Annotated in this window: 13 protein-coding genes and 1 pseudogene; 5 read left to right on the plus strand and 9 right to left on the minus strand. The window is 75.0% G+C overall.

The annotated features are described in order from the left end of the window. The first annotated feature begins 252 nt into the window (after nt 1-252). Nucleotides 253-1,797 (plus strand): plasmid pRiA4b ORF-3 family protein, encoded by a 1,545-nt coding sequence (locus HCJ94_RS31245; protein ID WP_168002761.1) that lies wholly within the window; start codon nt 253-255, stop codon nt 1,795-1,797. A gap of 19 nt (nt 1,798-1,816) precedes the next feature. Here the strand turns inward: HCJ94_RS31245 and HCJ94_RS21130 are convergent, their stop codons facing one another. The 5 genes from HCJ94_RS21130 to HCJ94_RS21150 all read right to left on the minus strand — a co-directional run bounded on the left by HCJ94_RS21130 (nt 1,817) and on the right by HCJ94_RS21150 (nt 4,915). Further along, entirely contained in the window at nt 1,817-2,236 is a 420-nt protein-coding gene (locus HCJ94_RS21130; protein ID WP_168002762.1) for a PIN domain nuclease, read from the minus strand. Then, nucleotides 2,233-2,442 (minus strand): type II toxin-antitoxin system VapB family antitoxin, encoded by a 210-nt coding sequence (locus tag HCJ94_RS21135; RefSeq protein ID WP_168002763.1) that lies wholly within the window; start codon nt 2,440-2,442, stop codon nt 2,233-2,235. The genes HCJ94_RS21130 and HCJ94_RS21135 overlap by 4 nt, the downstream gene beginning before the upstream one ends. 251 nt (nt 2,443-2,693) lie before the next feature. After that, nucleotides 2,694-3,407 (minus strand): hypothetical protein, encoded by a 714-nt coding sequence (locus tag HCJ94_RS21140; protein WP_168002764.1) that lies wholly within the window; start codon nt 3,405-3,407, stop codon nt 2,694-2,696. A 129-nt stretch (nt 3,408-3,536) separates the two neighbouring features. Next, the gene (locus tag HCJ94_RS21145; RefSeq protein ID WP_168002765.1) at nt 3,537-4,274 is read right to left on the minus strand and encodes an HD domain-containing protein; all 738 of its coding nucleotides are present in this window, start codon (nt 4,272-4,274) and stop codon (nt 3,537-3,539) included. A 32-nt stretch (nt 4,275-4,306) separates the two neighbouring features. Further along, nucleotides 4,307-4,915, minus strand: coding sequence for a glycine zipper family protein (locus HCJ94_RS21150; RefSeq protein ID WP_168002766.1), 609 nt, complete (start codon nt 4,913-4,915; stop codon nt 4,307-4,309). Between the two features lie 127 nt (nt 4,916-5,042). Between HCJ94_RS21150 and HCJ94_RS21155 the strand changes: the two genes are divergently transcribed. Continuing rightward, complete coding sequence (locus tag HCJ94_RS21155) at nt 5,043-5,483, plus strand: NUDIX domain-containing protein (protein ID WP_168002767.1); 441 nt, start codon at nt 5,043-5,045, stop codon at nt 5,481-5,483. Nucleotides 5,484-5,575: 92 nt separating this feature from the next. Here HCJ94_RS21155 and HCJ94_RS21160 read toward each other — a convergent pair whose 3' ends face one another. Beyond that, on the minus strand, nt 5,576-6,319 hold the full coding sequence (locus HCJ94_RS21160) for an FAD-dependent monooxygenase (protein WP_168002799.1): 744 nt from the start codon (nt 6,317-6,319) through the stop codon (nt 5,576-5,578). A 43-nt stretch (nt 6,320-6,362) separates the two neighbouring features. Beyond that, on the minus strand, nt 6,363-7,301 hold the full coding sequence (locus tag HCJ94_RS21165) for an AraC family transcriptional regulator (protein ID WP_168002768.1): 939 nt from the start codon (nt 7,299-7,301) through the stop codon (nt 6,363-6,365). Between the two features lie 72 nt (nt 7,302-7,373). On the opposite strand from HCJ94_RS21165, the pseudogene HCJ94_RS21170 reads away from it, so the two are divergent. After that, nucleotides 7,374-7,760, plus strand: a pseudogene (locus HCJ94_RS21170) (Rossmann-fold NAD(P)-binding domain-containing protein); the annotation flags it as partial. 45 nt (nt 7,761-7,805) lie between these two features. Continuing rightward, the gene (locus tag HCJ94_RS21175) at nt 7,806-8,930 is read left to right on the plus strand and encodes an FUSC family protein (RefSeq protein ID WP_168002769.1); all 1,125 of its coding nucleotides are present in this window, start codon (nt 7,806-7,808) and stop codon (nt 8,928-8,930) included. Nucleotides 8,931-9,106: 176 nt separating this feature from the next. Here the strand turns inward: HCJ94_RS21175 and HCJ94_RS21180 are convergent, their stop codons facing one another. Next, nucleotides 9,107-9,808, minus strand: a complete 702-nt coding sequence (locus tag HCJ94_RS21180; RefSeq protein ID WP_168002770.1) for an alpha/beta hydrolase — start codon at nt 9,806-9,808, stop codon at nt 9,107-9,109. Between the two features lie 74 nt (nt 9,809-9,882). Then, nucleotides 9,883-10,869, minus strand: a complete 987-nt coding sequence (locus tag HCJ94_RS21185) for a LacI family DNA-binding transcriptional regulator (RefSeq protein WP_168002771.1) — start codon at nt 10,867-10,869, stop codon at nt 9,883-9,885. A gap of 169 nt (nt 10,870-11,038) precedes the next feature. Between HCJ94_RS21185 and HCJ94_RS21190 the strand changes: the two genes are divergently transcribed. Next, nucleotides 11,039-12,256, plus strand: a complete 1,218-nt coding sequence (locus HCJ94_RS21190) for an MFS transporter (RefSeq protein WP_168002772.1) — start codon at nt 11,039-11,041, stop codon at nt 12,254-12,256. Nucleotides 12,257-12,258: the final 2 nt, after the last annotated feature.

Below are 12,258 nucleotides of genomic sequence, written 5' to 3' on the forward strand. Positions count from 1 at the left end.
CGATTCGCTCGATCAGTCCGCCGCGCCGCCAGCCCTCCGCTGTGTCCGCATGGCCGCGCTCGCTCCGGCGGCGAAGTCGGGAGGCCGGGCCGGTCCGCCCGTCCGGGCGTCGTGGTGCCGCCGGCCCTGAGCCAGTCGGTGAACTCGCGTCGCCTTCCACGGCTGACCACGGCCTCGGGAGCGGCGTTGAACGTCGCCGTCGTGCGTGTCGCGGCTTGCGGTCGCACCGGTGCGTTACGGCAGACTGTGCGGGTGAGCCCAGTGAGTCGCAACCGTCGGCGCAACGGCAAGAAGCGATCAGTTCGTGGCGGAGCGCCGCTCGCCGTCGTGCGCGCGCCGGAGGAGTGCGACTGCCCGTACTGTGCTGGGGCGCAGGGAACGCCGGGGGAGGCCGATGACCTGCTCCCACAGGCGGTCGACGCCTTGCAGGATGCGGTAGAGGTGGAGATCGCCGCCTCGATGTTGCTGGCGACCGGGGCGGCGATGGGCGATGATTTCGACCGCGCGTTGCTGGACCTGTTCGTGCCGGCATTCGAGGCGAAGGCCACCCCGGAGTCGCGGGCGATGCTCGCGGCGATCGCGGCAATCGCCCACGGTGAGGTCGGTCGAGCGGCGGCGGAGGCTGCCCGCCGGCTCGCCGATGCCGGCGTCACCGCACCACCCTGGCTCGCCGACCTGGACGCCCCGGTCACGGTCGAGGACTCCTGTCGCCTGGTAGGTCCATGGGCGGAGACATTCCTGCTGGCCGGCAGGTTCCAGCGGGCCGGTCAATCGCACGCCGTCTTCGTCACCGTGGACGACCAGGACTGCGGCGCCGCTGGTGAAGTCCTGTTGATCGACCCGGACCGGTGGGACGAGGCGCGCGAAGGGCTCCTGTCCGACCTGCGCGCCGACGGTGCCGACGTCACGCAGGAGAAGCTTCGGCCGGCGGACTTCCGCCGAGCCGTGGAGGATGCGCTGGACGCCCGCGCCGAACACGACGAGGGCGACCCCGGGGTGCTCGACGACCTCCGCGAGGAGGACGGCCCGGGCTACCAGGCTCTGGCGCTGCTGCTGCGGAGCTGGATCCGGTGGCTGCCTGAGTCCCGGCGTCGCAGGCGCACGCCCCGCCACGACGGCGAGCTGGACGTCGCCTCGATGTCCGCCCTGCTCGGCATCCTGGCGCCGCGCCAGGGTGGCGGCCTCCCCGGACCGGCCCAGCGCCGGCTCGCCAGCCTGCCTGCGAAGCGCAAGAAGTCCGACGGTCCGGCGCCGATCTACCAGATCAAGGTGGGCCTGCGGGGAGCCCGCCCGCCGATCTGGCGGCGACTCGAGGTGCCCGCCGACATCACCCTCGCCCGGCTGCACGAGCTGATCCAGATTGCCTTCGGCTGGACCGACAGCCACCTGCATGTCTTCGAGACCCCGTACGGGAGCTTCGGCCGTCCCGACGCCGAACTCGGCCACCGCGCCGCCTCCCGAGTCAGCCTGGAGCAGGTCGCCGCCGCTGCCGGGGACAAGCTGCGGTACACGTACGACTTCGGGGACAACTGGGAACACGACATCCTGGTGGAGAAGGTCCTCGACCGGGACGCGTCTGTGGCTTACCCGCGCTGTGTCGGCGGACGGCGGGCCGCGCCGCCGGAGGACTGCGGCGGTGTGTGGGGCTACGCCGACCTGGTGGACGTTCTCGGCGACCCTGCCCATCCGGAGCACCGCGAGCGGCTGGACTGGCTGGACCTGGACAAGTCGACCGACTTCGACCCGGCCTGCTTCGACGCCAAGGCGGTGACCGCGGCCCTGCAGCAGCGGGGATAGAGTCGCCGTGGAGCCCGCGTCAGTCCGCCGAGCCGGCCGGCACCACCCACGTCATCGGTTGACCGGTGATAGCCGTGATCATGTCGAAGTCACCATCATAGTGCAGCACCGTGGCACCGTGGCGTTCGGCAGTAGCGGCTATCAGCAGGTCTGCCATGGATAGGGCCCGGTGATTGCCCTTGTGGATCGCCTGGACCTGGACGTCGATCGCCCGATCCCAGATCTCGTCGAGCATGGCGAGCCACTGGAAGCCGCCGAGCAGCCAACGCACGCGCTGCGCGTCCTTGGCCGTGCGGGCACTGTGGATCACCTCGATCTCCACCGCTCCGCATACCGCCAGCAGCCCTCTGTCGGACAGTTCGTCAAGCACTGGGGCTACCGTGGGCTTGGGCCAGCGCGCGAGCGCCGACTTGTCGAGGAGGTAAAGCTCGCGACTCACGCCGCGTCCGGCTTGGCCGCGCCGGCTCCGCCGGTCAGATCCGGAAGCCCACCCGTCTTCAGCCAGTCGGCAAACTCGCGCCGCTTCTCCCGGTTGACCACGGCCTCAAGAGCGGCGTTGACGGTCGCCTTCTTGGTGGTGGTACCGAGGATCTTCGCCGCTTCCGCGAGCAGGTCGTCGTCAACGTCCAGGATCGTTCGTGACATCATGAGACCTCTCTGCCAACAGCCATCGGTACCGATGATATCAGAATCGTCCGTCCTTGATATCAATCAGGGCTTCCTCGACGACCACGGCGGCGGTACCTTGACACCGTGTTCACCGCCGCGTGACAACGCGGCGGTGCTGACCTTCGCGGCCCTGCACAGCGGCTGACCGTGAGTGCCGTCAGGCCCGTACGCCGGGGCGTACGGGCCTGAGTGGTGAACGTGGCGGTCAGCTCTCCGTCACGGTCAGGTCAGAGCTTGCTGAAGTCGATCACGTCCTGCGCGTCGGGCTTCTTGATCTCGGGGAACGAGTCCCCGAACCCGCTGAACACGAGCTTGCCCTGTTTGTCGGGGTCCTCGGTGAGCAGCGGGTACGGCTCGCCGGTCGTCGCGACGTACAGCTTGCTCTGGTCGGACTTGTCGATCAGCGTGATCACCGGGCCGGCGTCGATGGACGTGCTCGCCCCCTTGCTGACCTTGCCGTCGGGCTTGAGGATCTCGTCCGGGTCACCGAGCTTGAAGACGTTGGCGAAGTCCTCGTCCTTCGGCGACACCTTCACCCACCGGTCGCCGACGAGCTGGGCGAGGCCCGCGCCCTGCGGGCCGCCGTTCTCCTTCCAGAAGGCTTCGTCCGCCTTGAAGTACGGTTGGCCGCCCACCAGCAGCGTCTGGATGGTGCTGCTACCCATGTCGATCGTGCCCACGAGGTCCTTGCCCTGGACCTTCAGGTCGACGGACATGGTGGTGCCGTCCTCCCGCGCCTGGCCCTTGATCTGGAACGACCCGGCCTTGTCCAGGGCCGCGGTCGCCTTCGCCAGGATCTCGTCCGCGGTCAGGTCCGCGACGCCGTTGCCGGCCGGTGCCGACGGAGCGGACCAGGTGGCGCCGCCGGCCGTGCGGTCACCGCAGCCGGCGAGCACCATGCCCGCGACGGCCAATGGCACGAGTACGCGTGCCACACGCATGATTGAGCCTCTCTCTCGTCCCCAGCCCCCATGATCAGGGGAAACCTCGCAGAGCATAGGCGGCTCCACCGATGGTGTGGGGCCCCGAGCCGGCCGGGCCGGGCCACGCGGCAGGGCGGACGGCGCGGCTCAGTTCGGGTACGCCGGGGCGTCGAGGATCGCGCTGAAGCGCTCCTCGGCGAGGTCGAGCTGGTCGAGGATGTGCCGCTTCACCGGTGGCGCCAGCGGCGTGTCCGGACGGGTCACCAGTTCCCGGAGCACCGGCACCAGCGGCCGGTACTTCGCGGCCCAGGTCGGCACCTTCGGCCCCACCGAGTGGATCACGCCCACCCCGTTGTCGGTGAAGTCGGAGACCTTGATGACCCGCGCCCACGGCTCCCGGTCGAGGCTCGCCGCGACGTGCTCCCGGTACTGGACGTGGCGGTCGCGGTCGGGGTCGTACACCGGGTTGGTGACGGCGGCGACGAGGCGCGCGACGCGCGGGCCGAACCGGCCGGCGAGGGTGGCCAGCGCGGCCTCGCGGACGTCGGCGCCGGCCCGGCCGTCGCCCAGGGCGGCCAGGTCGGCCGGGTGGTCCTCGACGGTGTCGTGCAGCAGGCCGGCGACGATGACGTCGACGTCGCGGACCCGGTAGTGGTGCAGCATCCGGATCGCGACCCGCAGCAGGTGGTTGAGGTACGGCTCGCGGACCCGCCGGTCGTCGCGGTGCAGGTGGGCGGCGAGGTCGAGGGCCTCGGTGAGGCGCGCCCGCTCGGCCTCGGCGAAGTCACGGATCTCGAGCCGGAACCGGGCGAGCAGGCCGGGCTCGCCGTGGATCTCGGTGATCGCGTGCATCGGCATCGTGGCGAGGTGCGCGGGGAACTCCATGACCCACTTCTACCCGACCCGCGCCACGAGGCTCAGCGGGGTGGCCGGCCCTGGACGCGGTACGCGTGCGCCTCGTGCCACACGTGCGGGTAGACGCCCACCTCGAAGTACCGGCGGATCCGGTCGATCGGGGCGCCCGCGTGGTCGTGCCAGAGCCACCAGACCGGCAGGACGGTGAACAGCACGTAGTTGGCGGCGACCAGGGGCAGGTAGAGCGGGCCGAGCAGGCGCGCCTGGAGGATGTGGGTGTCCTCGTGGCGCTGGATGCGCGGGTTGCTGCCGGCGCAGACCGTGCCGAGGGTGGTGGCGTACCGGGGCCAGACGCCCTCGACGACGCTGACCCGGCAGGCGTGCCGGGAGCCGGGCGCGTCGAGGGTGTGCCCGGCGGCCAGGTGCAGGGCCAGGTACACCGCGCCGAGCGCGGTGTTGGGCAGGCTCCACGTGTGGTCGACCAGGAACAGGGCGACGCCGCGCGGCCCACGGGGGTAGACCCCGGTGGCGGCGACCGCCCCGCCGAACACGGCACCCGGGACGAGGCCCGCGACCGTCCCGGCGAGCAGCCCGACCGGGCCGGCGGCCAGCCCGCCCAGCGTGGCGCCCGCGACGACGTGCACGACCGCGCTGACGATTCCGGCGACCATGGGCCCGCTCCTCGCCTCGGGAACCTGAGTCCATGGTGGCACCGGAACGGGGAGACAGCGCCGTCGGATTCCGGGCACCCCCGCCACGTGAGACCCGCCGTCGGTGGGGCCCGTTACGCTGCCCGGCATGGTTCCGATCTCCTGCGTGCTGCTGGTCGATCCGCACGGCCGACTGCTGATGCAGCTGCGCGACGGCAACGCGCCGTACTACCCGCACACCTGGGGGCTGCCGGGCGGGCACGGTGAGCCCGGGGAGAGCCCCGAGGAGACGGCCCTGCGGGAACTGCACGAGGAGACCGGGCTGTCCCCGGCCGGTCCGCTCCGGCTCTTCGCCCGGCAGGAGCTGCCGGAGCAGGGCCTGGCCAAGCACTACTTCTGCGGCGCCACCTGGGCGCGGCAGGAGGACGTGGTGCTCGGTGAGGGCGCGGCGATCGTGTTCCTCACCGTCGACGAGGTCCGCGACGGCCGCCCGTACACGCCGGGCACCGCCGACATGCTGGCGCGCTTCCTCGACTCACCGGCGTACGCCGACCTGGCCGCCGGCGCTGCGGACCCGGCCGCCCGCTGACCGGCCGCGCGAGCGAGCCGGCCCGCCGACCGGCGGTAGTCCCCGCGACCCGAGCCGCATCGGCGACCGTGTCGCCCTCCAGCGGCGCACGGTCAGCGGGACGCGGCCGGCGGGTGCCAGTCGGCGTACCGGGCCATGTTCCGCAGCGCCAGCCGCGGGGGGACCAGGCGCATCAGCGTGTTCCGCACCGCGATCGCGGCGGGGTTGCGCAGCTGCTGGCCGAGCCGCCCCATCCCGTACGAGGCGCGAGCGATCGCCTGGCTGCGGGGCCGGCGCTGCCGGTCGTACGCGCGCAACGCCTCCGGGACCCCGGCGGCGGGCACGCCGGCGCAGACCGCGCCGAGCACCACCGCGTCCTCGATGGCCTGGCCGGCGCCCTGCCCGAGGTTCGGGGTCATCGCGTGGGCGGCGTCGCCGAGCAGCGCCACCCGCCCGCGCACGTACGACGGCAGTGGCGTGGCGAGGTGGTACAGGTCGGTGCGGATCACCGACTCCGGCGGTGTCGCCGCGAGCAGGGCCGGGATCGGGTCGTGCCAGTCGCCGAACCGTTCCCGTACGGCGGCCAGCTCGTCGGGGACCGTCAGGCCCGGCGGGGCGGTGACCGCCCCGAACCAGTAGATCCGGTCGCCGCCGATCGGCACCATTCCGAACTCGGTGCCGCGACCCCAGCTGATCGCGGTCGGCACCGGCCCGGCGACGGTGGTCACCGCGCGCCAGGCGGTGCTGCCCGCGTACACCGGGGGCGGGGTGTCGGGCCAGAGCCGGTCGCGGAGGACGCTGCGCAGCCCGTCGGCGCCGACCACCAGGTCGGCCCGGACGCCGGCCGAGCCGCGCAGGCGTACCTCGCCGGTGTCCGGGTCGACGTATCCGTCATGCCGGTCAGCCTTCCACGGCGGCGAGGCGGTGGTCGCGGGGGCTCACCCCGCGGACCCGCCGGAAGGCGGTACTCAGCGCGAACGGGCTGCCGTAGCCGACCCGGCGGGCCACCGCGCCGAGCGTGGCGTACGGCTCGCGGAGCAGGTCGGCGGCGAGCGCGAGCCGCCAGCCGGTCAGGTACGTCATCGGCGGCTCGCCGACGAGGTCGGTGAAGCGGCGGGCCAGGGCGGCCCGGGATACCCCCACCTCGGCGGCGAGGGTGGCCACCGTCCAGGGCCGGGCCGGGTCGTTCTGGAGCAGCCGCAGGGCGGGGCCGACCACCGGGTCGGCGGCGGCCACGTACCAGGCGGGTGCCGCGCCGGGCCGCGCGAACCAGTGCCGCAGCGCGGCGATCAGCAGCAGGTCGAGCAGCCGGTCGAGGACGGCCGCCTGACCCGGTGCGTCGCGGGTGACCTCCTCGGCGAGCAGCGGCACGAGGGGGGTGCGCCAGTCGTCGCCGCTCACCGTGACCAGCGGCGGCAGGGCGGTGAGCAGCCGCCGGCCGGGTTCGCCGGGGAGCTGGTAGGTGCCGGTCAGCAGCACGGTCGCGCCGGTCGGGCTGGTGCCCCACGTCCGTACGCCGAGCGCCATGCTCTCGGTGAGCGGTTCGCCGTGGATCGTGGTGCACCGCTGCCCGGAATGGATCACCACCTGCGGCGGGGTGGCCGGGTCGTCGGCCACCAGGTAGCCGTCGGGGCCGCGCAGCACGGCCACGTCGCCGGGGTGCAGCCGCACCGCCGGCCCGTCGTCCGGCACCACCCACCCGTCGCCCCGGACCAGCGCCACCACGGTCAGCGGGGCGCGGTCCTCGATGCGCAGCGAGAACGGCGGGTCGAGCATCGACCGCAGCAGGAATGCGCCGCGCGCGCGGGGCCCGTCGAGCAGTCCGGTGAGCGGATCCACGCCCTCACTGTAGACGCTCGCGTATGACTGCACGATCCTCGGCCATTCATCGTCTCGCCGCCGGCGGCTTGACTGTCCTCAGTGCCCGAACCGTTCGTCGACGCCGACGACATCGCCGACGTCGCGGTCGCCGCGCTCACCGGGGACGGGCACGCCGGCCAGCTCTACGAGCTCACCGGCCCGCGCGTGCTGACCTTCGCCGAGGCGGTCGCCGAGATCGCCGCCGCGACCGGCCGCGACGTCCGCTTCACCACGGTCACCACCCAGGCGTACGCGGCGGCGCTCGCCGCCGTGGGCGTCCCCGCCGAGGTGGCGGGTTTGCTCACGTACCTGTTCACCGAGGTCCTCGACGGCAACGCGCACGTGGCCGACGGCGTCGAACGGGTCCTCGGCCGGCCCGCCCGCGACTCCGCCGGCTACGCGGCCGCGACCGCGGCGACCGGGGTGTGGAAGCCCTGACCGGCACCCGCCGTTACGCTCGCCGCCGGGGGTGAGGAGGCGGCGATGATCCGGTGGGGGTGGGCTCGGACGGCCGCCGGTCGGCTGCGGCACGGATGGCGGCCGGTGGTCGAGGCGACCCTGGCCGCGACCGTCGCCTGGTTCCTCGCCGCCGACCTGGTCGGCGACCCGCAGCCGTTCTTCGCGCCCGCCGCCGCCCTCATCGTGCTCGGGCAGGCGCGCGGGCAGCGGATCCGCCGGGCGGTGGAGGTGGTGCTGGGGGTCACCGCCGGCGTGCTGGTCGCCGACCTCGTGCTGCAGGCGCTCGGCCCGCGCACCACCGGGACGGTGTTCACGGTCATCCTGCTCACCGTCGCCCTGGCGGTGACCGTCGGCGCCACCGGCGTGACCCTCGTGCAGGCGGCCGTCTCCGCCCTGTACCTGGTGGCGGTCCCGCCGCCCGGCGACTCGCTGGTGCCGTTCCGGTTCGTCGACGCCCTCATCGGCGGGGCGGTCGCGATCGTCGTCAGCCAATTCGTGGGCGCCCGCCGGCCGCTCGCCCGTCTCGCCGGCGAGGTCCGGGACACCTTCGACGCGCTGGCCGCACTGGTCACCGAGGTCGCGGACGCGCTCGACCGCCGCGACTCCGGGGCCGCCCTCGCGGTCCTGGAGCGGGCCCGCGGGATGGACGCCGCCGTGGACCGGCTCCGCGACGAGGTCCGGGCCGCGGGGGAGGCGCTGCGCCTGCACGTCCGCCGTCGCCGCCACCTCGGGCGGCTGGAGTCGGTCGACGCGGCGCTGCACCAGATCGACTACGTGGTCCGCAACGTCCGCGTCCTGGCCCGGGCCGGGGTCACCCTGAGCCGCCTGCCCACCCCGCCGCCGGCCGCCGTGGGCGACGTCCTGCGTCGCCTCGCCGGGGCCGTCCAGGCGGCCGGCGCGGCGCTCGCCGCCGACCTCGACGGCGCCGGCGTCGAGGCCGACCGGCACGCCGAGCGGGCCGAGCAGGAGGCCCTGGCGGCGGTCCGGTCCGCCGGCCGGCTGTACACGCCGGGCGGCACCCTGCCGCTCGCCATGATCGTCGGACAGGTCCGGGCCACGGCCATCGACCTGCTGCGGGGCGTGGGTGCCGACGACGACGCCGCCGTGCTCACCCGGGTCGACGAGGCGCTCGGGCTGCCCGGCCGCTGAGTGCCCGCGCGGGACCGGTCCGGGTACGGCGCGGACCGGCCGGGTGCGGCGCGGGGCCGGTCGGGGTGCGGCGCGGGGCCGGTCGGGGTGCGGCGCGGACCGGCCGGGGTGCGGCGCGGACCGGCCGGGGTGCGGCGCGGGCCGGTCGGGGTGCGGCGCGGGGCCGCCGGCCCCGGTCAGGTGCCGGTGAGCCAGCTCGCGGCCTCGGCGCGGATGTCGGCGGGCACCTCGTGCCCGTCCGGGAACTCGTGGTAGGTCACGTCGTAGCCGAGCGAGCGCAGCCGGGGCACCAACCGCCGGCTGCACGCGTCGACCGGCAGGACCGGGTCGGCGACGCCGTGCGAGACGTACACCCGCGGCCGGCCGTGCGTGACCAGGGGCGCGGCGAAGCCGGGGGAGAAGGCCACCACCGCGTCGACCAGGTCGCCGTTGGTCAGGCCCAGGGACAGGGCGTACGAGGCGCCGTCGGAGAACCCGCCGAACGCCACCCGGTCGACGGGGTGGCCGGCGAACACGCTGGTGAGCAGCGTGTCGATGCGACGGACGTCGACGCCGAAGCCCTCCACGATCAGGTCCCAGCTGCTGGCGGCGGCCTGCGGGGCGACCAGCAGGAGGCGGTGCGTGTCGGCGATCGGGAGCAGCAGGTCGAGGCCCTGCCGGGCCGAGCCGCCGGCGCCGTGCAGCAGCAGGACCAGGCGGTACGGCCGGCCGTCCGCCGGCTCCGGGGCGTACACCATCGCGAGGGGGTCGCCCGCGGCGTCGGTCAACGGGACCAGCCCGGCGGCGGCCCGGACCGACGGCGGGCCCGGACGCGCGGTGAGCCGGCCGTGCCGGGGGTTCTCCTCCGGCGCCCGGTGCGGCGGCGCGGGTTCGGCCACGGGCTCACGGTCCTTCGGTCGGCGAAGCGGACGGCCGGCGCTTACCCGCCGGCGGGGCGGCTAACCCCGCCCGGTCAGGCGCTCAGCCGGCGGACCAGCCGGGACGGGAAGACCGTCGGCGGTCGGACCGCGCCACCCGACAGGGCCGCGTTCGCCGCGGCGGCGGCGATCTCCGCCACCGGGTGCGTCGCGGTGGTGAGCGCGGGGGTGGCCACCGCGGCCAGCGGGATGTCGTCGAAACCCGTCACCGCGACGTCCCCGGGCACCTGCACGCCGTCGCCGCGCAGCCGGTCCATCACGCCCAGCGCGGTCGCGTCGCTGATGCCGACGATGGCGTCGGTGTCCGGCCAGCGGGCCAGGACCTCGCGCGCCGCCATCCGGGCCCGGTGCACGGTGAAGTCGCCCCGGACCAGCCGGGCCGGCAACCCGGCCTCCCGCATCACCTGCCGGTACGCGTGCACCGACCGGCCGGCGCAGGCGAGCCAGCGGGGGCCGGTGACCATGGCGACGCGGCGGCGGCCGGTCGCGTACAGGTGCCGGACCATCGCCGCCGTGCCGCCACCGTTGTCCACGTCGAAGGAGGGGACCACCGGGGAGCCGACGCCGATCGAGGCCACCCGCCCCCGCAGCGTACGGGGCACCGCGGCCAGCACCGCCGCGGTCGTGTTGAGCAGGATCAGCCCGCTGACCCCGCGATCCTCGGCGAGGCGGCGCAGCCGGGCCGGATCGCGGGTCGGCAGCCAGTGCAGGGTGACGCCGAGCCCGTGCGGGGCGCAGAACCGGGCGGCGGCGCCGACCACCCGGTCGACGTACGGGTCGTCGAGGACCGCCGGGGACGTGCCGCAGACGACCGTCACCAGACGGACGCCGGTGCCGCGCACGAGCGCGCGGGCGGCCGGGTCCGGCGTGTAGCCCAGCCGGCCGGCAGCGGCGGAGACCCGGTCCCGGGTGACGGGGGAGGCGTACCCGGTGCCGGCGAGCACGCGGGAGGCGGTGGCCCGGGAGACGCCGGCGGCCCGGGCGACATCCTCCAGGGTCGGTGCGCGGCGTGGCGTCGTCATGGCTCGTCCTCCCCCGTGGTCGCCGCCCGCCCGGACGGCACGTGTCGGCAACCAGATCATCGCGCGCTCACGGGTCGAGGGGTAAGGGGCGAGGCCGGCTTGTGGTGAGAGCGTTTCCAGGTGTGCGATCGTGCAGCAGACCCCCGTCCCCAGGAGAGGACCCCGCCGCGTGAGCAGCGTCACCGCCCCGGCCCCCCCGACCATCACGCCCCGGTCGGTGCTGGCCGCCCGCACCGGCGTAGCGGTGGTCTTCGCCCTCAACGGCCTCGCCGTCGCCTCCTGGTTCGCCCGGGTGCCGGCGGTCCGCGACGCGCTCGACCTGAGCGCCGGCCGCCTCGGGCTGCTGCTGCTCGCCATGTCGGCGGGGGCGATCCTGGCGATGCCCACGTCCGGTCTGGTCGCCCAGCGCCTCGGCACCGCCCGGACGGTGGTGCTGGCGACCCTGCTCGTCGCGTCCGGCCTGACGGTCGCCGGCGTCGCCGCCTGGTCGGCCGGCTCGCTGGCCGGCGTGGCACTGGGCCTGTTCGCCCTCGGCTACGGCTCCGGCACCTGTGACGTGGCCATGAACATCGAGGGTGCCGCCGTCGAGCGGCGGCTCGGCCGCACGATCATGCCCCGGTTCCACGCCGCGTGGAGCCTCGGCTCGGTGGCCGGGGCGGGGCTCGGCGCGGGCGCCGCCCGCCTCGGTCTGCCGGTGGCCGTCCACCTCGCCCTGACGGCGGCGGTGGTGCTGGGCGGCACGGTGCTCGGCGCCCGGGCCTTCCTCCCGGCCGCCGAGACGACGCCGACCGCCGACGGCGTCTCCCCGGCGACCCGCCGCCGCGCGCTGCTCGCCGCCTGGCGCGAGCCCCGGACCCTGCTCATCGGGCTGTTCGTGCTGGTCATGGCGTTCGCCGAGGGCAGCGCCAACGACTGGGTCGCGGTCGCCTTCGTCGACGGGTACGACCTCAGCGAGGCGGCCGGCGCCGCCGTGTTCGGGGTGTTCGTCGTGGGCATGACGCTCGGCCGCACCCTCGGCACCCTCGCCCTGGACCGGTGGGGCCGGGTGCGCGTGCTGACCGCGACGATCCTGCTCGCCGTGCTCGGCGCGGGTGTGGCGGTGCTCGCCGGTTCCGGGCCGGTGGCCGTCGTGGGCGTGGCGCTCTGGGGGCTCGGCGCGTCCCTCGGCTTCCCGGTGGGGATGAGCGCGGCGGCCGACGAGGAGGACCGCGCCCCGGCCCGGGTGAGCGTCGTCGCCGTGATCGGCTACACCGCCTTCCTCGCCGGCCCGCCGCTGCTGGGGCTGCTCGGTGACCGGGTCGGCACGCTGCACGCCCTGCTCGTCGTGCCGATCCTGCTGCTGCCGACCCTCGCGCTGGTCCCCGCCACCCGCCCACCGGCGCACTGAGG

This window comes from Micromonospora thermarum (assembly GCF_012034245.1).
In the GTDB taxonomy this organism is placed as follows: Bacteria; Actinomycetota; Actinomycetes; order Mycobacteriales; family Micromonosporaceae; genus Micromonospora; species Micromonospora thermarum.